Annotated in this window: 18 protein-coding genes; 8 read left to right on the forward strand and 10 right to left on the reverse strand. The window is 38.6% G+C overall.

Going from position 1 to position 22,773, the window contains the following annotated elements:
• Positions 1 to 175: 175 nt before the first annotated feature.
• Positions 176 to 1,375 (forward strand): DegT/DnrJ/EryC1/StrS family aminotransferase, encoded by a 1,200-nt coding sequence (locus tag Q360_RS0102070; RefSeq protein WP_027075606.1) that lies wholly within the window; start codon positions 176 to 178, stop codon positions 1,373 to 1,375.
• A 1-nt stretch (position 1,376) separates the two neighbouring features.
• Here Q360_RS0102070 and ribB read toward each other — a convergent pair whose 3' ends face one another.
• The 8 genes from ribB to Q360_RS0102110 all read right to left on the reverse strand — a co-directional run bounded on the left by ribB (position 1,377) and on the right by Q360_RS0102110 (position 11,103).
• The gene (gene ribB / locus Q360_RS0102075) at positions 1,377 to 2,519 is read right to left on the reverse strand and encodes a 3,4-dihydroxy-2-butanone-4-phosphate synthase (RefSeq protein ID WP_036194751.1); all 1,143 of its coding nucleotides are present in this window, start codon (positions 2,517 to 2,519) and stop codon (positions 1,377 to 1,379) included.
• Complete coding sequence (locus Q360_RS0102080; RefSeq protein ID WP_027075608.1) at positions 2,497 to 3,963, reverse strand: LptF/LptG family permease; 1,467 nt, start codon at positions 3,961 to 3,963, stop codon at positions 2,497 to 2,499. The genes ribB and Q360_RS0102080 overlap by 23 nt, the downstream gene beginning before the upstream one ends.
• A gap of 74 nt (positions 3,964 to 4,037) precedes the next feature.
• A complete protein-coding gene (locus Q360_RS0102085) occupies positions 4,038 to 4,682 on the reverse strand; it encodes a LolA family protein (RefSeq protein ID WP_027075609.1) in 645 nt (214 codons plus the stop codon).
• A gap of 97 nt (positions 4,683 to 4,779) precedes the next feature.
• Complete coding sequence (locus tag Q360_RS0102090; RefSeq protein ID WP_027075610.1) at positions 4,780 to 7,149, reverse strand: FtsK/SpoIIIE family DNA translocase; 2,370 nt, start codon at positions 7,147 to 7,149, stop codon at positions 4,780 to 4,782.
• Positions 7,150 to 7,211: 62 nt separating this feature from the next.
• Positions 7,212 to 7,577, reverse strand: coding sequence for a diacylglycerol kinase (locus Q360_RS0102095; protein WP_027075611.1), 366 nt, complete (start codon positions 7,575 to 7,577; stop codon positions 7,212 to 7,214).
• Between the two features lie 16 nt (positions 7,578 to 7,593).
• Positions 7,594 to 8,097 carry a thiol peroxidase gene (gene tpx / locus Q360_RS0102100; RefSeq protein WP_027075612.1) on the reverse strand — a complete coding sequence of 168 codons (504 nt, stop codon included), beginning with the start codon at positions 8,095 to 8,097 and terminating at the stop codon, positions 7,594 to 7,596.
• Positions 8,098 to 8,319: 222 nt separating this feature from the next.
• Positions 8,320 to 9,810, reverse strand: a complete 1,491-nt coding sequence (gene nhaC / locus Q360_RS0102105) for a Na+/H+ antiporter NhaC (RefSeq protein ID WP_027075613.1) — start codon at positions 9,808 to 9,810, stop codon at positions 8,320 to 8,322.
• Positions 9,811 to 9,879: 69 nt separating this feature from the next.
• A complete protein-coding gene (locus tag Q360_RS0102110; protein WP_027075614.1) occupies positions 9,880 to 11,103 on the reverse strand; it encodes an aminotransferase class I/II-fold pyridoxal phosphate-dependent enzyme in 1,224 nt (407 codons plus the stop codon).
• 152 nt (positions 11,104 to 11,255) lie between these two features.
• On the opposite strand from Q360_RS0102110, the gene Q360_RS0102115 reads away from it, so the two are divergent.
• Positions 11,256 to 11,714, forward strand: coding sequence for an Lrp/AsnC family transcriptional regulator (locus Q360_RS0102115; protein WP_027075615.1), 459 nt, complete (start codon positions 11,256 to 11,258; stop codon positions 11,712 to 11,714).
• Between the two features lie 48 nt (positions 11,715 to 11,762).
• Entirely contained in the window at positions 11,763 to 13,169 is a 1,407-nt protein-coding gene (gene lpdA, locus Q360_RS0102120; RefSeq protein ID WP_027075616.1) for a dihydrolipoyl dehydrogenase, read from the forward strand.
• A gap of 105 nt (positions 13,170 to 13,274) precedes the next feature.
• Here the strand turns inward: lpdA and Q360_RS0102125 are convergent, their stop codons facing one another.
• Both Q360_RS0102125 and Q360_RS0102130 read right to left on the reverse strand, forming a co-directional pair.
• On the reverse strand, positions 13,275 to 13,505 hold the full coding sequence (locus Q360_RS0102125; RefSeq protein ID WP_027075617.1) for a CDGSH iron-sulfur domain-containing protein: 231 nt from the start codon (positions 13,503 to 13,505) through the stop codon (positions 13,275 to 13,277).
• Between the two features lie 55 nt (positions 13,506 to 13,560).
• Positions 13,561 to 14,754, reverse strand: a complete 1,194-nt coding sequence (locus tag Q360_RS0102130) for an acyltransferase family protein (protein WP_027075618.1) — start codon at positions 14,752 to 14,754, stop codon at positions 13,561 to 13,563.
• Positions 14,755 to 14,872: 118 nt separating this feature from the next.
• On the opposite strand from Q360_RS0102130, the gene Q360_RS0102135 reads away from it, so the two are divergent.
• The 5 genes from Q360_RS0102135 (at position 14,873) to Q360_RS0102155 (ending at position 22,773) form a co-directional block, all read left to right on the forward strand.
• The gene (locus tag Q360_RS0102135) at positions 14,873 to 15,409 is read left to right on the forward strand and encodes an NADPH-dependent FMN reductase (protein WP_027075619.1); all 537 of its coding nucleotides are present in this window, start codon (positions 14,873 to 14,875) and stop codon (positions 15,407 to 15,409) included.
• A 3-nt stretch (positions 15,410 to 15,412) separates the two neighbouring features.
• A complete protein-coding gene (locus Q360_RS0102140; protein WP_027075620.1) occupies positions 15,413 to 16,711 on the forward strand; it encodes an anthranilate synthase component I family protein in 1,299 nt (432 codons plus the stop codon).
• 286 nt (positions 16,712 to 16,997) lie between these two features.
• Positions 16,998 to 18,311: a tRNA lysidine(34) synthetase TilS gene (gene tilS / locus Q360_RS0102145; RefSeq protein WP_027075621.1), complete on the forward strand. Its 1,314-nt coding sequence runs from the start codon at positions 16,998 to 17,000 to the stop codon at positions 18,309 to 18,311.
• On the forward strand, positions 18,308 to 20,272 hold the full coding sequence (locus Q360_RS0102150; RefSeq protein ID WP_036194762.1) for a protein-disulfide reductase DsbD family protein: 1,965 nt from the start codon (positions 18,308 to 18,310) through the stop codon (positions 20,270 to 20,272). The genes tilS and Q360_RS0102150 overlap by 4 nt, the downstream gene beginning before the upstream one ends.
• 107 nt (positions 20,273 to 20,379) lie before the next feature.
• Entirely contained in the window at positions 20,380 to 22,773 is a 2,394-nt protein-coding gene (locus Q360_RS0102155) for a penicillin acylase family protein (protein WP_027075623.1), read from the forward strand.

Raw genomic sequence — 22,773 nt, forward strand, 5'->3', positions numbered from 1 at the left:
TTAAGGGATGAGTATTGACGTTTATACCTTTAGTATTTAAGTCAAAAAATGAGATAGCTTAAACTTATTTTTAAACCTAAACTTGAGCCTGAACTTGTTTTTGAATTTAAATTTGTGTTGTAACTTTGAAAGTGGCTATTATAGATAGTTACGACAGCTTAAAACATACACATAAATGCCAGGATTTGAATTATTTGGGGAAGCAGAAAAAGCACAAGTGCAAGATGTATTGGATTCCGGTGTGTTGATGCGTTACGGATTTGACGGAATGCGAAAGGGCCATTGGAAAGCAAAAGAGTTGGAAAAAGCAGTAGCAGAACGTATGCAGACCAACTATGCACAATTACTAAGCAGTGGTACAGCTGCCCTCACAGTAGCTTTGCAAGCTGCAGGAATTGGAGCAGGGGACGAGGTAATCATGCCTACGTTCACCTTTGTAGCGAGTTTTGAATCTATCTTGGCTATTGGCGCTATTCCTGTTTTGGTAGATATTGATGATACGTTGACCTTGAATCCTGTTGCAGTAGAGAGCGCTATCACTACTAAGACTAAAGTAGTGATGCCTGTACATATGTGCGGATCTATGGCAGATTTATCAGCTTTGAAAGCAATTTGCACAAAGCATAATTTATTGTTGCTAGAGGATGCTTGCCAGGCAATTGGTGGAACATACGAAGGAAAGCCCTTGGGTAGTTATGGAGACTTAGGCTGTTTTTCTTTTGATTTTGTAAAAACAATTACTTGTGGGGAGGGTGGTGCCATGATAACCAACAACGAAGCGTATTTCAAAAATGCCGATCACTATTCTGACCATGGACATGACCACTTTGGAAATGACAGGGGAGCGGAAAGCCATCCGTTTTTGGGGTATAATTATAGAATTTCTGAACTCAATGCAGCAGTCGGTTGTGCTCAAGTACAGCGATTGGACGAATTTATAACCATTCAAAAGAAACATTATACCGTATTGCGCGAAGCATTGACCGATATCGAGGGCGTAACCTTTAGACGTGTACCAGAAGGTGGTGTTGAGAATTATTCCTTTCTGAACTTCTTTTTACCAACGGAGGAACTAGCCCGAAAAGCACATAAGGCCCTCGGAGAAGCTGGTTTGGACGTTTGTTTTTATTGGTACGATAACAACTGGCACTATTACCGAAAATGGGAACATTTAATCAACTTGAAGACATTAGCTAAGTTTCCACAAGAAATTATTGAGGGGCTTCCGGATTACAGCAAAGCAGATTTTTCAAAGTCAGATGTATGGATGGGGAGGACGATATCCTCTTTGGTGAAACTAAGCTGGACAAAGGAAGGGGTAGCGAGTAGGGCTAAAGCAATGTCGCATGTTATTACCGGAGTGTTAGCCGAGTAATTTAATACGAAACGTAATCCACAATTTCCAATCCGTAACCTACAATACCTACTCTTTTGGACTGCTGACTATTGGTCAGTAACCTCATTTTGGTAATACCAAGGTCATGTAGTATTTGTGCCCCAATACCAAAATCACGTGAATCCATCTCTATTTTGGGTGCTTTGTGTATGTCTTGTTTTTGTAGTTCTTTAAGTTCTTCTAGCCGTGATAGTAGGTTTAGCGATTTTGAATCTTGGTTGATAAAAACAATCGCTCCTTTTCCTTCTTGATTTATCGCTTTGAACATATTCTCCAATTTCTCATCGGGACTGTTGGTTAGCGTACCTAGAATATCATTGTTTACCAAGGTAGAATTAATGCGCGTAAGCACTTCATCTTCCTTGCTCCATATCCCTTTTGTCAGAGCAATATGCACGCGATTGTTTGTCGTTTGCTTGTAAGCTCGCAACCTAAATTTACCAAAACGAGTCGTAATTTCGAAATCGGTTTCTTTGTCTATCAGGCTATCGTGCTCCATTCTATAGGCTATCAAATCCTCAATGGAAACAATCTTTAAATCGAACTTTTTAGCTACCTCAATAAGTTGTGGTAAACGGGCCATGGATCCATCTTCATTCATGATTTCCACAATAATACCAGCTGGCTGTAATCCTGCTAAACGTGCAAAATCTATTGCTGCCTCGGTATGCCCTGTGCGCCTTAGAACACCACCTTCTTTTGCTACCAAAGGAAAAATGTGTCCTGGTCTTGCTAAATCGTGCGGTTTGGTGTCAATTTCTGTAAGAGCTAAAACGGTCTTAGCTCTGTCTGAAGCTGAAATTCCTGTAGTAACCCCTTTACCTCTTAAATCTACAGATACTGTAAATGCAGTTTCCATAGGGTCTGTGTTGTTACTTACCATCATATGGAGTCCAAGTTCTTTGCATCTACCTTCTGTCAGCGGAGCACAAATAAGCCCTTTTCCGTGTGTAGCCATAAAGTTTACGGTCTCCGGTGTTGCGAGTTCAGCAGCGGCTAAAAAATCTCCTTCGTTCTCTCGGTTTTCATCGTCAACAACAATGATGACCTTCCCTTTTTGAATATCGGCAATGGCATCTCTTATGGTATCTAATTGTATGTTATGTTGCATTTTTGTTGTCATCAACTTTCTTTTTCTTAAATTTTTTGAATATTATTTGGAAAAAATCTGTGATGACACCAAAGTTCATCATTCCCTTATCTTCTGTAGCTCGTTTTGTAAACCAAATACCTAAGGGTAACATAATCAATGTAGCTAACCAAGCCCCTAAAATAGGATTTATATTTCCTTCCTTCGCATAATTTCCTGCGAATACTCCAATAAAATAGTATACTAAAAACAATGCAATAGCAATGACCATAGGCAGTCCTAGTCCTCCCTTTCGAATAATCGCACCTAATGGAGCGCCTACAAAAAAGAGAATGATACAGGAAAAGGCCAATGCATATTTGCTATGAAGCGATAAGATATGAAGGTTATAATTTTTATATCTATTTTCCATCTCCTCCTTTTTACCTCTTATGGAACCTAAAATACCTGTGATATCATTTTTTGCATTATTCATCACCTGAATTCTTTGCCATTCCGGAAATATATGAAGGATATCTGCCTTTATGGAATCTTGCTTTACGGGGTCTTCCATAATCGCTTTTATTTTACCAGCTAGTATAGAGTCCTTCTTTAGTCTGGCTTCATTTTTAACGGTGGTAGTGTCCTTTGTTTCTAAAGGCACAAAAAGACCAGTTCTAGCATTTATATTTTTGGAGAAGGCCCGTACAATCCTAAAATTATCTTTTTTTATGGAATCTATATCCAAGGTAAGCCTTAAGATATTTTTCATTTTGGCCGTACTGATATCGCGCTCTTCATCCAAATCCACATTATTAAATTCGGACAAATCAATATTCATGATTAACGTATCAAAATCTGCCTGTGCAAACGGAAATTTTAGTTTGTTTTTGTTGTTTTTGCTTATTACGTCTTTGTAATAATGCCCTTCTTTAAGGATTAGTTGCAGTATGTCGGAATTTTCATTACTTTTTAATTCTCCTGTTTTCGCCTTTATTACCGTGGTATTAGTGTTGTTCTTGCCTTTTTGATGGATAATCACATTTCGTAGAAAGCGATCGTTATCACCATATTTTTCATCAACCTTAATATTCATATCCGCGCCTTCAAAATCGCTAAATACACCTTCAGCAACAGCAACTGCGGGTTTTATCTTTGCGATATTTCGTCTAAGGTTGAATATTTTTCGTTGAGAGAGCGGAATAACATTATTAGCAAAAAAGAAAGTAACACCGCCAAGTATAGTTACAAAGATGATTAAGCTTACCATGGCACGCTGCAAGGAAATCCCAGAAGCTTTCATGGCAGCAAACTCGTAGTTTTCTGCCAATGTTCCAAAGGTGAGTATAGAGGAGAGTAACACGGTTAAGGGAAGTACCTTTTCTGTAAGGTCTGGTATTAAATAAAAAAGGAACTTACCTATAATGAAAATATCAAGACCTTTTCCAGCCAAATCGTCTATAAAAAGCCAAATCGTTTGAAATATGAAAATGAACATCAATATTACAAACGAACTGACAAAATTAAAAACGAACCTTGATAGTATATACCGGTCTAGAATTCTCAATTGTTCTAATTTCTAATGATGTAGTAGTCTTTATCCTCGTACTTTGATGCATCAAAAGTAAATAAGGTTTTTGATAAAGGTTGATTCGTTTTAAAAGAATTAACAGTAATAGTAGTTTTAGTTCCGTTTTTCCCTGTTTCAATAAGCTTATAGATATGCTTTGTTTCTCTATCTATACCTAATAACCTAGACTTTATTTCAGTATCTGAATCGATAGGGATTAGTTTTACATACTGGATTTTTCTTCCTTGTACGTTTTGCAATATGTCCATCGCATAATTGTGTCCCGTTCTATAAAACGTAAGCATTTTTGAAGGTGACATGGAATTTTCATCTTCAGATAAATCTTCTATGGTCACTTCTTCATTTTCAGGTACGATGGTATAGACTTTTCTGCCGTCATACAATTGCTGTGAACCCAGATAGTTAAAAATATACTTTTCTCCAGCTAAGGTAACATCGCCGCGTGTTTCTTGATTAATACCCGCTTCTGTGTTATTTAGGTCAAATTTAAAGTCCACAAAGATATTATCATAGCTTTTGACTTTGGCATATACTTGGTCCAATAAAGCTTTTGCCTTTGTGGATTTTTGTGCATGGGAAATGCTAGCAACTAATAAAAACGCAAATACTATTCCTAATTTTTTCATCAATCTAAATCTATTTTTCTAACTATAAATACTTGAAGCTACTATGCTATCTTTTGTATTATTTTTGCCTTGGTAAATGTTATCTCACCTGAGATGCTTATTCGCTATCTAATAATAGTTGTAGCCCTACAAGGTCTGGAACCAGTACTTGCCTTGCCTTGCTGCCTTCAAAGGGGCCAACTATACCAGCTGCTTCCAGCTGATCAACAATACGGCCTGCGCGGTTGTAACCAAGCTTCAATTTTCTTTGTATCAAAGAAGCAGAGCCCTGTTGCGCAATCACAATGACTTCTGCTGCTTCACGAAACTTTGCATCCCGTTCGGAAATATTATTATCAACACTCGTGCCAGAATCCTCGCCTACATATTCCGGTAGTTCGTATGCTTCTGGATACGCACGTTGGCTACCTATATATTCGGTAATTTTAGCTACTTCTGGCGTGTCAACGAAAGCGCATTGTATGCGTGTAACTTCGTTACCTTGGGTAAATAGCATATCCCCACGGCCTATAAGTTGGTCCGCACCTTGGGCATCAAGAATGGTTCTAGAATCTATTTTTGAAGTTACCCTAAATGCCAATCTTGCTGGGAAGTTGGCTTTTATAATTCCTGTAATTACATTTACTGATGGCCGTTGCGTTGCAATTATCAAGTGAATGCCTATTGCCCTGGCGAGTTGTGCGAGTCTGGCAACTGGAGTTTCCACTTCTTTTCCAGCAGTCATAATCAAATCTGCAAACTCATCGATAACCAAAACGATATAAGGTAGGAACTTATGTCCGTCATTCGGATTCAGTTTTCTAGCCTTAAATTTTGTATTGTATTCTTTTAAATTACGTACCATGGCCAATTTTAGTAACTCATAGCGATTGTCCATTTCAATACACAGTGAATTAAGAGTGTGAATTACTTTTGTATTGTCGGTAATAATGGCCTCTGCCGAATCTGGTAGTTTGGCGAGGAAATGACGTTCTATCTTATTGTATAATGTAAGTTCTACCTTTTTTGGATCTACCAAAATAAACTTAACTTCAGCAGGATGTTTTTTATACAAGAGCGATGTTAATACAGCATTTAAACCAACAGACTTACCTTGTCCAGTAGCACCAGCCATAAGCAAGTGTGGCATTTTGGCTAAATCTACCACAAAGGTTTCGTTGCTAATTGTCTTTCCAAAGGCAATAGGCAGTTCCATCTCGGCGTTTTGAAATTTTTTGGAGGCTATTACCGAACGCATAGAAACGATACTTGCATTTTTATTAGGCACCTCTATACCAATGGTTCCTTTCCCCGGTATTGGAGCAATAATCCGTATCCCTAATGCTGCTAAGGATAGCGCAATGTCGTCTTCTAAGTTTTTTATTTTGGAAATACGAACCCCTGCTTCTGGGACAATTTCGTATAAGGTTACCGTTGGGCCTATGGTAGCTTTGATTTGGGCAATACCAATTTTATAATTTTTTAGGGTATCAACAATTTTGTCTTTGTTTTCTTCAAGCTCTTCTTGGTTTATGGTAATGCCGCCCGTTACCCCGTGTGGGTCCAAGAGTTCTATGGTCGGAAATTTGTAGTTGCCTAATTCTAAGGTGGGATCAAATTCTCCAAAATCGTCTACTAGTTTATTTGCGAGTACATCTAATTCTTCCTGCTCCTCCACAACGTGCTCCACTTCCATATTTAAGGTTGGCTCCTCTTCCTCTGATTCTGTGGGAATCGTAATTTCAAAATCGTTAGCAATGGGTTTTTTTTCTAAATGTGGAATTTCTGCTTTATGGGTATAGGTGTCAATAATTACCGGTTCCTCGTCCAAACCAAGTGGTAGTGTATCTTCCGTTGTGGACTTTGTTTTGCGTGATGACTTAAACTCTGACGATAAGGCTTCCTGTTTTGATTTAAAAAATGATGCAACACCTTCTGGTGTAAGTTTAAACAAGCGAACGGTTATAAAAACAAGACCAAAAACCAAGAGTAGGAGTACGCCAATTTTTCCAGCATAGTCCTGTAGAAAATCATTTATTTCATAGCCTATCAAACCTCCCAGAAGCGGACTTTCTGTAGCAAAAAAACCAAGAGTGACCGAAATCCATATAATGAATATAAGTCCCCATATCCATTTTTTAAGGAGCCCCTTCTTATCCAAACCCAAAAACATGTAGATACCACTTAAACAAAGCAAAATAGGAAAAATCAAAGCTGAAATCCCAAAGCCTTTATAAACAAAAAAGTGACTTACACTAGCACCAAATTTATTTAATAGGTTATTTGCTTGTTCGTTACGATTCTTGAATTCCGTTAACATGCTTTGGTCCTCTTGCCATGTAAAATAAAAGGAGATGAACGAGAAGAACAGGGCAATGCTAAAAAGCGCCAAGAGACTGCCCAATATAATCTTGTTCTGTTTAGACAAGAGTAAGGGTTTTTTGTTTTTAGTAGGTGTGGGCTTTCTTTTGGGTGCCTTCTTTGCCATGAAACGATTTATTCTTGGGGCTAAATTACAAATTTACGGTCTAAGCCGTCTGAATTGTGGGTTTAAAAAATCTTGGGAAAATATATGATGCAGCCAATAATACTGGCTACTATGGAAACTAGCATCACAGCCCCAGCGGAAATATCCTTTATAAAACCTATTTTTTTATCAAATTCTGGTTGTACAAAATCACATAATTTTTCTACAGCGGTATTCATACCTTCGGTTCCCAAAACAAGGGCTATGGCAAAAAGTTGCATAATCCATTCTGTTGTGCTGATATCAAAATAAAAACCGGCAGCAGTCATAATCAACCCTAGACAAACCTGAATTTTAATACTCGCTTCCGTACGTATCAAAAGTATGGCCCCGCGAATTGCGAAGCCAACACTTTTTATTCTATTCAATAGAAAGGACTCTTTGGGCATAATGAAATAGGACTTTCTAGGCCATTAAGGCTTCCAATACAGCTTTATAGTTTGGTTCGTCAACGATTTCAGATACCTGCTCTGAATACAAAATACTTCCTTTTTCATCTATGACCACAACGGCTCTGGAATGCAAAGGCGCCAATGGGCCATCCGTAAAATTAAGGTTATACGCTTTTCCAAAATTACCATCTTTGAAATCTGAAAGCATTATAATATTTTCAATTCCTTCTGCACCACAAAAACGCGCTTGTGCAAAGGGTAAGTCTTTGGATATACAAAGCACAATGGTATTATCTAATCCCGCAGCTTCCGTATTAAATTGCCTTACAGATTGTGCACAAGTACCGGTATCAACACTTGGGAAGATATTAAGTACTACTCTAGAGCCTTTGTAATCGGAAAGTTTTACGGTAGCCAAATCGTTTGTAGTCAATTGAAATTCTGGAGCTTTACTTCCTGATGCAGGTAGTGTACCCAATGTATGTATAGCATTTCCTTTTAATGTAATTGAAGCCATTTTGTTGTCTTTATGAATTATGTTGTGAAATTAAAAAATAATAGATTGAAATATAGGGGTTTTTGGAAGTAAATAATCAATTTAGTATTCTTTTAGGAGTTGCTTTGTTCTAGCCCCTTTGAAATAAAAAATCATGATGTACGAAATAGGATGCAACCTAAAAGTATGACCGCTATACATCCTGAAGTGCTTTATAGTGAACACGAATAAATGGTATTATTTTTACGCTTCGCTAGCCTTGCTGGTTAATTGCTTGATTTTAATTCCTAATCCTGCAAAAATCAACGTCATAATCGGACTTAACCAATTAAAAATAGCAAAAATAAAATAATCCGATACGCTAACACCCAAAACGCCACTATGATATGCACCACAAGTATTCCAAGGAATCAGAACAGAGGTGACCGTACCAGAATCCTCTAGGGTTCGACTTAGATTTTCTGGAGCCAAACCTCTGTCAGCATAAGCTTTCGCAAACATTTTTCCTGGCACTACAATAGCCAGGTATTGGTCGGAAGCCGTCACGTTTAAGGCCAAACAGCTTGCAACTGTACTTGAAAAGAGTCCAAACGTAGTTTTTGCCATACTTAAAAGAGAGGCGCTGATACGGGCTAACGCACCGATACCATCCATAATACCCCCAAACACCATAGCGCAGACAATAAGCCAAATGGTACCTAACATACCTGCCATGCCTTTAGCTGTGAACAAGTCGCTTAATGCTTCATTGTCCGTGGGAATAGTCGTATTTACAGTAATTGCCTTCAGTATGCCCTTATAACCCGATTCAAAAGTAAGTTCCTTTGCATTGGTGATCCCAGCCACGATATCTGGCTGAAAAAATAATGCAAAAGCCCCACCAAGAAGTGTTCCAATGAGCAGTGCCGCTAAGGGAGGTGTTTTTTTGATTATTAAAAAGATAACGATAAGCGGAACTATAAATAGCCATCCGCTAATATTAAAACTTGCTTCTATCGATTTTAAAATACCATCTATATCCGCAGTTCCAGAAGTTTCAAGATTCAATCCGATAACGATAAAAACGGTCAGAGTAATCAATATCGTAGGAATCGTGGTTATGGTCATATATTTGATATGACTAAAGAGTTCGCCGCCTGCCATGGCTGGTGCCAAGTTGGTGGTATCACTCAAAGGCGATAATTTATCTCCAAAATATGCACCGGAAAGGACAGCACCTGCTGTCATTCCCAATGAAATGCCTAATGCATCTCCAATGCCTATTAATGCAATACCTACAGTGGCCGATGTTGTCCAGCTGCTTCCGGTTGCAATAGAGATAATGGCGCAAATAATAACACAGGCCGCAAGAAATATAGTAGGATTCAAGATTTGGAGTCCGTAATAAATCATGGCGGGGATAATACCGCTTATCAACCATGTCCCCGCAAGCGCTCCTACCATTAAAAGGATAAGTAATGCTCCCGTAGTGGATTTTACGTTTTCGGCAACTTCCGCAATCATTGTTTTGTAGGAAACCTTATTGCTAAATCCTACGATTGAAGCTACAGCGCCACCCAATAATAATACAAACTGATTGGACCCGCTTAACGCATCATCCCCAAAAACATAAACGTTATACGCCAACATTACCACGAGAACTATAACGGGAATTAGTGCTTCCCAGATACTTAGCTCTTTGTTTTCGACAATATTTTCGTTCTGTCGGTGTTTATTCGGGTTTTTCTTGGCCATCTATTATTGGTTTGGTTTCCCGTAATATTACAACTTATGCCACGGTTGTGCAAACCTTATTACAATGGGTTATTGGCTAATTAAAGTCTTGCTTCCTAGAATTTCTAGTTGTTCCATACATTGCTTCATCTGCTCATAGGTTCTTTGGATATCATTGTCCAACCCTATGGAAAAACGAATTAATCCGTCGCCCAGTCCCATTTCTTTCTGTTCTTCTTCAGGAATTTCAGAGGAAGTTGAACTCCCGGGCGCGCTAAATAATGTTTTGTAGAATCCTAAACTCACGGCCAAATACCCTAATTTATTGTCTTGCATCAATTCCATGAGGGCATTTGCATTTTCCAAAGAACCAACATCTAGCGAGATAAGACCTCCAAATCCATATTGAGGAATCATTTGGTCTTTCATTTTTAAATGTCCAGGATGGGAGGAAAGTCCGGGATAAATGACCTTTAATCCGTCAGCTTCAAATTTTTCTGCAAGAAAAAGCGCATTTTCGCTGTGTTTTTGTATTCTTATATGCAGGGTGCGCATATTTTTAAGGATTGATGCTCCTCGTTGACTATCCAACGTGCTACCCAAAAGCATTCCTGCGCCATTGTTTACATCTTTTAGACCCAGACAAAAATCAGTCGTGCCACAAACAACCCCAGCAACACAATCGCTGGTTCCGTTGATGAACTTGGTAAGGCTATGGATAACAATAGTTGCTCCTAAGGATGCGGGACGGATAGTTAAGGGCGAAAAGGTATTATCTACTACTAATGGAATTTCGTTTTTATGGGAAATCTTTGCCAAAGCCGAAATATCAGCAACTTCCAATAATGGATTACTCACGCTTTCGCAATAAATCATTTTAGTTTTTGGCGTGATGGCCTTTGCAACAGCGTCCATATCCGTAATGTCCACAAAAGAAGTTTCGATATTGAACTTTTTAAGGAAGTTTTTCATAAAAGCATAAGTGCCCCCATAAATCGTCCTGCTGCTCACAATATGGTCACCTGCATTACACAGTTGCAGGATTACGGCCGTAATGGCACCCATTCCACTTGCGGTAACGTTTGCGGCCTCGGTACCTTCCAATGCTGCAAGTGCTTCTCCTAAATATAGGTTGGAAGGGGTAGAATGCCTACTATAAAGATAACAGCCTTCGGTATTTCCTTCAAAGGTATCGAACATGGTTTTGGCCGATAGAAAGGTATATGTAGAGGAATCTGAAATAGAGGGGTTAACACCACCATACTCTCCAAAATGTTGTAAATCCTGTAAATCGTTCGCTGCTTTCTTACTCATAATAGTATATTTTGCAAGCAAACTTATAGTATTAGTGATTAATTGTCAATGGTAATTGATTAATACAGAATATAAAACTATATTTATAGTAATTTTAGAAAATATAACGGATATATTGTGCGTTGTATTCATTTAAAAGAACCCTATTCTTTATGAAGCTAGATGCAATTGACTTGAAACTATTATGCCTTTTGCAACAAGATTGTAAAAAGACTACCAAGGAATATGCTCATCAACTTGGACTTTCTACCACTGCTGTTTATGAACGTATTAAGCGTTTAGAAAAGTCAGGGACCATTAAAAGCTATGTAGCCTTGGTAGGTAAAGTTGAAGTGGATAAAACTTTTATTGTGTTTTGCCATATAAAACTGGTACAACATACAAGGGAGAATATCAAACAATTTGAGCGCGAAGTTTTAAAACTTGAGGAGGTAGTGGAGTGTCATCATTTGAGTGGAGATTATGATTATCTATTAAAAATAGTGGTTAGGGATATGGGCGATTATCGAAACTTTATGGTCTCCAAACTTACAGCGATTAACCATATAGGAAGCACACAAAGTTCGTTTACCATAAAAGAGGTAAAGCATTCTACAGCAATCCCGCTTTAAAAACAGAAAATAGTATTAATTTTGTAGTAATTTGAAAATATAGAAGATATGAATGAATATGACGTAGCCATTATAGGCTCTGGACCTGGAGGATATGTTGCCGCAATCCGTTGTGCCCAGTTGGGAATGAAGACCGTAATAATAGAAAAATATCCTACCCTAGGAGGTACTTGTTTGAATGTTGGTTGTATACCTTCTAAAGCCTTATTGGATTCATCGCACCACTATGAAGATGCCGTAAAACATTTTGAAGAACACGGTATTGAAATTCCGGGTGAAATAAAAATAAATCTAGAAAAAATGATAGGTCGCAAGCAGGCCGTCGTAGATCAGACCACCAAGGGTATTGAGTTCTTGATGGATAAAAACAAAATAGAAGTACGCCAAGGTTTAGGCAGTTTTAAGGATGCCACACACGTTAATATCACAAAAGATGATGGTAGCACGGATACTATAGAAGCGAAACATGTTATTATCGCAACAGGTTCCAAACCTTCTACATTACCATTTATTACCGTGGATAAGGAACGCATTATCACATCAACCGATGCATTAAAATTAAAGGAGATTCCAAAGCACATGATTATTGTCGGTGGCGGTGTCATTGGACTAGAGTTGGGTCAGGTGTATAAAAGATTGGGTGCAGAAGTTACGGTAGTAGAATATATGGATCGTATTATACCCGTTATGGATGCGGCACTTTCTAAGGAACTTATGAAAGTATTGAAAAAGCAAAAGGTAAAATTTGCCCTGTCCCATAAAGTAAAATCTGTAGTGCGTAGCGGCGATAAAATAACCGTAAAGGCGGACGATAAAAAAGGTAACGAAGTTATTTTTGAAGGTGATTATTGCTTGGTATCGGTGGGTAGAAGCCCCTTTACTAAAGGACTTAATCTAGAAGCGGCGGGCGTGAATTTGGACGATCGTGGCAGGGTTGCAGTAGATGGACATTTAAAAACGAATGTGGATAACATTTACGCCATTGGAGATGTTGTTAAAGGAGCTATGTTGGCCCACAAAGCTGAAGAGGAGGGAACCTTAGTAGCAGAGCAATTGGCAGGTCAGAAACCGCATATAGACTACAATTTAATACCTAATGTAGTATATACTTGGCCAGAGGTTGCATCCGTAGGCAAAACCGAAGAAGAGTTGAAAGAAGCGGGCGTTGCATACAAAGTTGGACAATTCCCCATGCGAGCTTTAGGTCGTGCCAGGGCGAGTACCGATATAGATGGATTTGTGAAAATATTGGCCGATAAAACTACGGATGAAGTATTGGGTGCACATATGATAGGTGCTAGATGTGCAGATTTAATTACCGAAGCGGTTACCGCTATGGAGTTCCGTGCATCCGCGGAGGATATTGCGCGCATGAGTCATGCACACCCAACCTACGCCGAGGCAGTTAAAGAAGCAGCTTTGGCCGCGACGGGTGATCGTGCTTTGCATATTTAAAGTAATACCTACCGCAAATTTGATGTAACGGTAGTGTCACAACAAAAAAAAGCAGCCTTTTCGAGGCTGCTTTTTTTTGTTTTCAAACGCTGTTTGAAAAAATATCTACTTGTTATGACTCCCATCACAATGCGGAGGATTGCTTGTTTTTTTACAAGTACATAAAAAAGCAGCCTTATCTTCTTCAACACTAAAACCCAAAGAAGGTGGCTTGTTATGTGCTCTGTGCGCACCATCACAAAAAGGTTGATTTTCACTATGACTACAGGTGCACCATGCATATTTTCTGTCTTTTTCTAAATCTACTTGAATAGGGGAATATTTTACATCGCTCATATATTACATTTTTTTACAATGTAAGCGAAAGAACCGAAAACGGGAACGGTAGGATTCAATTTTTAATCAGTCCAAATAGCTTGGCTAATTTTAAGGAAAAGTTCCGAAGCAGACTGAAGCCGTATAATAGAGCATACTCTATTCTTTTTCTGAAAACATTTAAATAGGTATAGATAGACAGCTTGATATCAGCCTTATTATCCTCATATCGTAAAGCTAAATAAGAGCAGGCTACAATGAACAAAATAGCACCAGGAACCAGAATAATCGGGCCCATGGAATGATGAAAGAACCCGTAGAGCCCTAAACCTGTAAAACTACCATACAGTATTACAAAATGAATGACGTAGATAGATAATGTACTTTGCCCTAGTCGCAATACAGTTTTGTTAGTAAGAAACTTTCTTGCCAACATAAAAAGAGCACATACCAAAAGGACATCGCCAAGTCTAATAAACAGGTAGTTGTTGAAAAATATAGCTTCAAAGAGTTTTATGTCAGTGTAGTGAGCGAGTGCCAGAAAAGCATCGGAAGAATAGAAAATTAATAACAAACCTGTACTGACACAAATTCCTATGGCAACAGGATATAAATAGGAACTTTTCTTGTATCGATAAAATAGTACCGCGGCGAAACTCCCAAAAGTGGCATATCCAAACCATGGTAAAATAGTAAATACAGAACCATTTGCCTTGGTAAAGTAATTGGCAATCCATTGGGGTAGTAGGTGAAAGTTAGCAAATTTGTACCACGGTTCAAATACAAATAAGGCAATTGTAGTACCAACTAGAATAGCAGGCAGCAACCATTTTTTTAGAGTACCAGATAAAATATAAATCCCAATAATGCCTAGTATGGATAGTCCAATACAGTGCAATACGTCCACTAGATAAAAAGAATCGTAGACTTCGGCCTTAAAAAGTCCAAAAAGATTCAAACGAAGTAAATAGCCAATAATCAATAACTCAAAACCGCGTCTAATTCCTTTTATGACCCTTGGATTGTCCCAGCCATTTTTGGGTGCTTTAATCAACAAATAGGTGAATATGAAACCAGAAACGGTAAAGAATACAGGTGCGGTGATACCTCTAAAATATTTCCAAATGGTAAAAAGTATGTTGCTATCGTCTCGGAACGCATTATCCAAAAGGCCATCTATAAAGTGCCCTTGAAGCATCATAAGGATTGCCCATGCACGTATGGCATCAACAAAATATAACCTTGTATTTTTTGCGATTACGTTGGTCATTTTATAGCTATATACTTCAATACGAGTCGGTTTGGACGTTTTTCGAGGTAAAATTAGATAAAATACTGGCAATTCAATAGTATTTGGGGTATTTTCGTCATCGAAAAAAATTAACTAGATGTCATATATATTAGGATTTGCAGGTAGTAATTCATCAACTTCCATAAATTATAAATTGGTACGTTATACGGCCTCTTTAGTAACCCAACAGGAACTTCGGTTATTGAATCTTTCCAACTATCCTTTTCCTGTGTATAGTGAGGATTACGAAAAGGAGCATGGCTTTTCAAACGCTCTGGTAGCGTTTAAGGAAGACATACAAAAGGCTTCTGGTATTATCATATCCGTTAACGAGCACAACGGTAATCCATCGGCTTATTTTAAAAATTTAATCGATTGGTTGTCTAGAGTGGATATCGATTTTATCAGGCATCAAAAAGTGTTTTTAATGGCTACATCAGGTGGAAAACGTGGAGCCCAGAGCTCCCTGGAAGTAAGTGAGAAATTGCTTTTACGCTTTGGTGCATTGGTCACAGATACCTTTTCATTACCCAGTTTTTCGGATAATTTTGATATGGAGAAAGGTATTTTAGATACGGAATTGGCTTCAGAACATTCAAAAAAGGTGCAAGCTTTCTTAGATGCAATACGCTAGTAGTTGAGAAAAACTGTTTGTTATACCGTTTTCGATATTCAAAATTTTAAGAATAATCTTTTAGAGTGGTCGCGCCAATACGATGAGGTTGCGTGGTTGGATAGTAATGGGCATACCGGCGCATATAGCTCTTTTGACGGACTCTTGGCCGTAGATGGATTAACGGGAATCTCTACCGATGCCCGGCACGGATTTTCTAATTTGGCAGAATATCAATCTCAAGTAAATGATTGGATTTTTGGCTATCTCTCCTACGACCTTAAAAACGATACCGAGTTCTTGTCCTCCGAAAACTTAGATGGTTTAGAATTTCCTGATCTTTATTTTTTTCAACCCAAAAAAATAATAAGGATACAAGGGAATGAAGTCGATTTTATTTATTTGAATATGGTAGCCGATGCCATTTCGGGTGATTATGACGTGCTATCCAAAGGAACATTACAACAAGATAAGAGTATGGCCACTGATGGTGATGTCCACGTTAAAATGCGAATTTTTAAGGATGAGTATTTTTCTAAGGTCAACCAAATGTTGGGTCATATTCATCAAGGCGATATTTATGAGGCTAATTTTTGTCAGGAATTTTATGCTGAAGATTTAAAGATTGATGCGGTAAAAACATACAAAAAACTCAATGCCATTTCCAAACCGCCTTTTGCCACGTATCTAAAATTATTCGACAAGTATTTAATGTGTGCCAGTCCGGAGCGGTACCTGAAGAAAATAGGTTCAAAAATAATTTCTCAACCCATTAAAGGAACTGCGCCACGTTCTAAGGACAAGGAAATCGACACTCGTTTAATCCAAGCATTACAAACTGATGAAAAAGAGCGATCGGAAAATATAATGATTGTGGACTTGGTACGCAACGACCTCTCTAAAAGTGCGTTAAGGGGTAGTGTAGTGGTAGAAGAATTATGTGAAGTCTATTCTTTTGAACAAGTGCATCAAATGATTTCCACGGTATCGGCAATAGTTCCAACCGATAAAAATGTTGTTTCATTGGTAAAGGAAAATTTTCCCATGGGCAGTATGACAGGAGCCCCAAAAGTCTCTGCCATGAAAATTATAGAGGACTTGGAATCTTTTAAGCGCGGCCTGTATAGTGGGGCAGTAGGTTATTTTACGCCCAAAGCCGATTTTGATTTTAACGTGGTAATCCGCAGTATTCTTTACAATGAAACCAAGAAATATGTGTCTTACGCTGTAGGTAGTGCCATTACGGCCAAGTCTGTTCCCGAGAAGGAATATCAGGAGTGTTTATTAAAGGCGAAGGCCATGCGTCAGGTGTTGGAGGAGTAGGTTTTGAGGATTGCTGTAATCCTAGTTCGGAGTTATTAGTTATAGGTTTTTGGACTTTAAGAATTGTTCAAATGCTAAACCAAACATAAATTCAAGTCAAATAAATTATCGTGTCGCAATAACTTTCGCTCATGGCTTAAATCGAAAGGTTCGCTCATCGCAAAGGTGCACAACGATTACTTTTTACTTCCAACGAAACAAGTACATACTGTCTCTTGTATCAAATTTCAATTCTCACGGTCCAATTCTCATGTCTAACATCTTTTAAAAATCCTACCTTTGCCTAATGCTTACTGATTTTAAATCTCATATCGCTTCAAATTTTTCTTCGTTGTTGAAAGATAGGGTGTTAGTTGCTTGTAGTGGAGGATTAGATAGTGTGGTATTAACGCATCTTTGTCACGCTATTGAGATGGATATTGCCATTGCACATTGTAATTTTAAACTACGTGGTTTGGAAAGTGATGCTGATCAGGTATCTGTAGAGCATTTGGCTAAGCAACTAGGTAAAGTATTTTTGAATACCCATTTTGATACGCTTGGCCATGTAAAACAAGAAAAGGTTTCCGTGCAAATGGCAGCGCGAGAATTGAGGTACACCTGGTTTCATGGGCTTATGAAAACAAATGGTTTTACCAAAGTCCTTACGGCGCATCATTTGGATGATAATTTGGAAACGTTTTTAATCAATCTCTCTAGAGGTACCGGAATAGATGGACTCACGGGAATACCCGAACATACAGAGACCATTGCACGTCCGCTCTTAAAGTACTCCAGAGCAGAGCTTTTGGCTTACGCAAAATCAAATGGCTTAGAATGGCGAGAGGATGCCAGTAATGCAGATGCAAAGTATTTAAGGAACAAAATCCGTTTAGAATTGGTACCTGTGCTTAAAGAACTCCACCCTAATTTTTTGGAAAATTTTAAAAAGAGCACTACGTATTTGAATCAGTCGGCTGCTATCGCCAAAAATCAACTGGCAGAGCTTCAAAAAGCGTTGTTCGTGCAAGAAAATGGATTATCGAAAATATCCATTTCGAAGTTGAAAAAGTTGCATCCCTTAGATGGTTATTTGTACGGACTCTTTCAGGAATTCGGCTTTAACGAATGGGGAAATCTCAGGGATTTGTTGGATGCTATGAGTGGAAAATGCATCGAATCCAAAACACACATCTTGTCCAAGGATCGGGGTTTTCTATGGCTTTCTCCATCAGACATAGAAAGAGGCGAAGCGGACACCTATGCCATATCACAAAACGACAATAGTGTTATATTACCTATTGGGTTGGAATTTTTAGACGTACCCGAAAGAAATGAAAACACATCAGCTATAATTTATGTTGATAAAAATGCGTTAAAATATCCGTTACTGGTAAGGAAATGGAAGAAAGGCGACTATTTTTACCCCTTGGGTTTACAAGGAAAAAAGAAATTGGCAAAATTCTTTAAGGATGAAAAAGTTCCCGTAGCCCTAAAAGACAGGCAATGGTTCTTATGTTCTGGCGAGGATATTGTATGGGTTATAGGAAAAAGGGCAGATGAACGTTTTAAAGTGCAGCCCAACACAAAAGCTATTTTAAGAATTGAAGTGAAATTATGAGAATAGTACTACTATCTTTTTTGTTTTTTGTTTTACCGTTTTTTGGGATAGCCCAGGATGATGAAACCCCTGTAGTTTGGGAAACCAATGTGCAGCAAATTTCCGATACCGAGTACGAATTGATTGTAAAAGGTCAAATTTTTGAAGGTTGGCATGTGTATTCCCAGTTTACTTCGGAAGGTGGATCCCTGCCTAGTGAATTTAATTATAAAGAAGTAGGCAAGGATTACCAGCTTATTGGCGAATCTCAAGAAAGTAAAACCATTACTGAATTCAGTGATATTTTTCAGATAGACGAAACCTTTTTTAAGAAGGAAGCTATTTTTACACAACGGATAAAACTCTTAAATACCGATGTTTCCCATATAAAAGTCAATTTGTTTTATCAGATCTGTAAAAAGGTTTGTATTCCTGCCGATATTGATTTTGTTTTTTCTTTGAACGGTGAACCTGTAGTAAATGAAACGGTAGCGATAGACGAGCGCAGTAAGGAACTTTCTGCAGGTTTAAAATTAGACCTAAAGAACAAGGAGTTACTCACTCAGGGACAGGAAAATATTAGCGCAAGTACCAGTTTATGGGTTATTTTTGCATTGGGATTTTTAGGCGGACTCATTGCCCTTTTAACCCCTTGTGTGTTTCCAATGATTCCATTAACGGTATCGTTCTTTACCAAACAATCGCAGACGAAGTCCAAAGGTATCGGCAATGCCCTGTTATATGGATTTTTTATAGTGCTGATATACTTTTTGTTAAGTCTGCCCTTTCATTTGTTTGATTCCGTAGATTCACAAATATTGAATACCATAGCCACTAATATATGGCTGAATCTTGCTTTCTTCGCCATATTCGTATTCTTTGCTTTCTCCTTTTTTGGATATTATGAATTGACATTGCCCAGTTCATGGGCCAATAAGATGGATGCTGCCTCTTCAAAGGTGGGTGGTGCTTTGGGTATATTTTTTATGGCCGTAACGCTTGCTATCGTTTCCTTTTCCTGTACAGGGCCTATATTAGGCGGCCTGTTGGGCGGTACGACTTTAGCAGAAGGTGATGTGGCTATTAACCTTACAGCGGGTATGACCGGTTTTGGTGTTGCGCTGGCCTTGCCATTTGCCTTGTTCGCCTTGTTCCCGGCTTGGTTAAATTCCCTACCAAAATCTGGTGGTTGGATGACTACTGTAAAAGTAGTTCTCGGATTTTTAGAGTTAGGACTTGCCCTAAAATTCCTTTCTAATGCCGATTTAGTTGGCCATTGGGACATTCTTAAAAGAGAGATATTCCTAGGTATTTGGATCTTACTAGGATTACTTATGACTCTCTATTTATTTGGTGTTTTACGTTTCCCACATGACGGGCCAAAGGCAAAATTAAGCATGGGTAGAAAAATTACAGGTATCCTAAGTGCAGCTTTTAGCCTATATCTGATTCTTGGTGTGAGTACTATAACCAACCTTAAATTGCTGAGTGGTTTTCCACCACCTGAATTCTATAGTGTTTTTGAACAGGAAAGCGATTGCCCACTGGGTATAGATTGCTTTAAGGACTTTGAAACCGGCTTGGCGTATGCCAAAGAAAAAAACAAACCCATTTTATTGGATTTTACTGGATGGGCCTGTGTCAATTGCAGAAAAATGGAGGAGAACGTGTGGAGCGAACTGGATATCTTTCCAATCTTAAAGAACGACTATGTGCTAATTTCCCTTTATGTGGATGATCGAGAAGAACTCCCAAAGACTGAGCAATTCGATTTTCAATATGATTCGGGTCGTGTAAAACGCATAGAAAATATTGCACAGAAATGGGGTACCTTTCAGGATATTAATTTTAATGCGGTTTCTCAACCATTTTATGTGCTGCTTTCTCCGGACTTGGAAGTACTCAATACCTCAATTCAAAATAGCGATGCGGATACGTATCGGTTATGGCTTTTAGAAGGGCTAAATAATTTTAATAAGTAACTTTAGGAATAAGGTAACGGCAATAATTCGTTACTAAATTACAGAGCTATAGGTTTTTTTTAATAGAAATAATTATACCTTGAGTTCAAAATCCGCCAAGAACAGATATGAGAATTTTAAAGAAAACCGGACTTCTTTTACTGGTGTTAGTAGTGATACTAGTTATTACCGGGACCATCTTCGTTCAAACCCTTAAACCAGATTATTCGGGTACTAAAACACTGGTACAACTAGAGAATGAGGTACAAGTGTATTACGATGCCTATGGTATTCCCCATATTTACGGCACTACAGAGAAAGATGCGTTTAGAGCATTAGGCTACGTGCATGCCCAAGACCGACTTTGGCAAATGGAGCTACTGCGAAGGATCGGCAGTGGCGGACTCTCAGAAGTATTTGGAACCGATTTGTTGGGGACGGATAAATTTTTTCTTGCGCTAGGAATTGATGACGCTTCTATGGTAACCGTTTCCAAATTGGACCCGAATAAAGAAGCTGTACAGGTGGCACAAGCCTATTTGGATGGTGTTAATCAATTTATAGCCGAAGGGCCAACACCTGTGGAATTTTACTTGACAGGTATTGATAAATCCGACTTTACATTAAAAGACATGTACAATACGATGGGCTATATGGCCTTTAGTTTTGCTATGGCACATAAAACGGATCCTTTTCTTACCAATATTAAGGACAAGTTGGGTAAGGAATATCTAGTAGATTTGGGAATAGACTCAAGTCCGGATTCGGAATGGATAAAAAATTATCCGCCCACAGCGTCCGATTCTGTTCAAAATACAGTCACCGCTTTGGTTTCCAATGCGCTTGGTAAATTAAACCTTCCACTCTTTGAAGGCAGTAATAGCTGGGTTTTAGCATCGGAAAAAACTAAAAATGGAAAAGTAATTTTCACTAACGATCCACACATTGGGTTTGCGCAACCATCGGTTTGGTATGAAGCGCATATAGAAACGCCTACCTATTCCAAATACGGATACCACATGGCAGGTATTCCTTTTCCTGTTTTAGGGCATGACCGAAATTTAGCCTACGGAATGACGATGTTCGAGAATGACGATGTAGATTTTTATTTTGAAGAGAATAATCCTTCCAATGATGATGAATACAAAACGGCAACAGGTTGGGCATCCTACGAAATCATTAATAAGACCATAAAAGTAAAAGATACTGATGACGTTTCTTTTACTTTTAAAAAATCAGTTCACGGGCCTCTACTAAACGGTATCGCAGACCAAGTTACTGGAGAGCGTCCTATTGCCATGTCTTGGGTATACACCCAAATGGAAAACGAGGTAATAGATGCCTTTTATGGAATCAGTCAAGCTACTGATTTAGAAGAATTTTACGCAGCTTTACCCAAAATTCATGCCCCCGGCCTAAATATGATGTACGGTGATGCTGAAGGAAATGTAGGTTGGTTCGCGAGTGCACAGCTTTATGAAATACCGGATAGCGTGAATACAAAATTGGTTTTTGAACCGAACACAGGTTTACCACTAGATAAAAAATTATTAGATTTTTCTCAAAATCCGCAGGCTGTGAATCCGCCTTGGAACTATGTGTATTCTGCTAACAACCAGCCCGATTCTATCGCTGGAATGTTGTACCCAGGGTACTATTTGCCAGAAAATAGGGGCAAACGTATTGTGAACTTAGTAGCACCGAAGAATGACTGGGATATAGACAGTGTGAGTGACATGATGTTAGATATTACTTCCGCTGTAAATCCATCCATAGCTAGTGATTTAGTCAAGCAGATAGATGCTTCGCTTTTAACGCAGGAACAGCTTAAAGTATTGGACGAGATTAATACATGGGAAGGTGACTATTCTTTGGGAAGTATCGCTGCAACGGTGTATACGAGATGGGAATATTATTTTTTAGAAAACACCTTTAAGGACGAACTGGGCGGTACTTTATTTGAGCAGTTTTTAAGTACACACCTGCACAAGCGCTTGATTGCGCCCATGGCATGCCACACGAATTCCGTTTGGTTTGATAATGTAAATACCCCCGAAACTACCGAAACAGCTAAAATTATAGTACAGGATGCCTTTTTAAAGGCCGTTTCCTCTTTGGAGAAGGATTTTGGTAGCGATAGTTCCAAATGGACATGGGATAAGGTACATACCTTGGAACATCCGCACCCAATCGGACAAGTAGAAGCCTTGAGATCATTCCTTAATGTGGGCCCTTTTCCGGTACATGGTACTAAGGAGGTCATTAACAATATGGCCTTTAGTTTTGATGCTACAGGAACCTATAAGACTACTTCTGGTCCATCTACCCGCAGGGTGATTGATTTTTCCGATGTGGAAAATAGCGTAAGCATCCTACCAACCGGACAATCTGGGAATCCTTTCAGTAAACATTATAAAGATCAGGCTCAAATGTTCATCGATGGTAAATTCCGTAAAATGATGATGAACAAAGAAGAAATCCAAAACTCCTCAGAAATCCTTATTTTTAGTCCAAAGGAATAA

This window comes from Maribacter antarcticus DSM 21422, from assembly GCF_000621125.1.
GTDB lineage: Bacteria > Bacteroidota > Bacteroidia > Flavobacteriales > Flavobacteriaceae > Maribacter > Maribacter antarcticus.

What these genes read in the sequence shown, in the direction of transcription:
- Q360_RS0102070 (WP_027075606.1), top strand. Translation starts at nt 176, where the DNA reads ATGCCAGGATTTGAATTATTTGGGGAAGCAGAAAAAGCACAAGTGCAA.
- ribB (WP_036194751.1), bottom strand. Translation starts at nt 2,519, where the DNA reads ATGACAACAAAAATGCAACATAACATACAATTAGATACCATAAGAGAT.
- Q360_RS0102080 (WP_027075608.1), bottom strand. Translation starts at nt 3,963, where the DNA reads ATGTTCATTTTCATATTTCAAACGATTTGGCTTTTTATAGACGATTTG.
- Q360_RS0102085 (WP_027075609.1), bottom strand. Translation starts at nt 4,682, where the DNA reads ATGAAAAAATTAGGAATAGTATTTGCGTTTTTATTAGTTGCTAGCATT.
- Q360_RS0102090 (WP_027075610.1), bottom strand. Translation starts at nt 7,149, where the DNA reads ATGGCAAAGAAGGCACCCAAAAGAAAGCCCACACCTACTAAAAACAAA.
- Q360_RS0102095 (WP_027075611.1), bottom strand. Translation starts at nt 7,577, where the DNA reads ATGCCCAAAGAGTCCTTTCTATTGAATAGAATAAAAAGTGTTGGCTTC.
- tpx (WP_027075612.1), bottom strand. Translation starts at nt 8,097, where the DNA reads ATGGCTTCAATTACATTAAAAGGAAATGCTATACATACATTGGGTACA.
- nhaC (WP_027075613.1), bottom strand. Translation starts at nt 9,810, where the DNA reads ATGGCCAAGAAAAACCCGAATAAACACCGACAGAACGAAAATATTGTC.
- Q360_RS0102110 (WP_027075614.1), bottom strand. Translation starts at nt 11,103, where the DNA reads ATGAGTAAGAAAGCAGCGAACGATTTACAGGATTTACAACATTTTGGA.
- Q360_RS0102115 (WP_027075615.1), top strand. Translation starts at nt 11,256, where the DNA reads ATGAAGCTAGATGCAATTGACTTGAAACTATTATGCCTTTTGCAACAA.
- lpdA (WP_027075616.1), top strand. Translation starts at nt 11,763, where the DNA reads ATGAATGAATATGACGTAGCCATTATAGGCTCTGGACCTGGAGGATAT.
- Q360_RS0102125 (WP_027075617.1), bottom strand. Translation starts at nt 13,505, where the DNA reads ATGAGCGATGTAAAATATTCCCCTATTCAAGTAGATTTAGAAAAAGAC.
- Q360_RS0102130 (WP_027075618.1), bottom strand. Translation starts at nt 14,754, where the DNA reads ATGACCAACGTAATCGCAAAAAATACAAGGTTATATTTTGTTGATGCC.
- Q360_RS0102135 (WP_027075619.1), top strand. Translation starts at nt 14,873, where the DNA reads ATGTCATATATATTAGGATTTGCAGGTAGTAATTCATCAACTTCCATA.
- tilS (WP_027075621.1), top strand. Translation starts at nt 16,998, where the DNA reads ATGCTTACTGATTTTAAATCTCATATCGCTTCAAATTTTTCTTCGTTG.
- Q360_RS0102150 (WP_036194762.1), top strand. Translation starts at nt 18,308, where the DNA reads ATGAGAATAGTACTACTATCTTTTTTGTTTTTTGTTTTACCGTTTTTT.
- Q360_RS0102155 (WP_027075623.1), top strand. Translation starts at nt 20,380, where the DNA reads ATGAGAATTTTAAAGAAAACCGGACTTCTTTTACTGGTGTTAGTAGTG.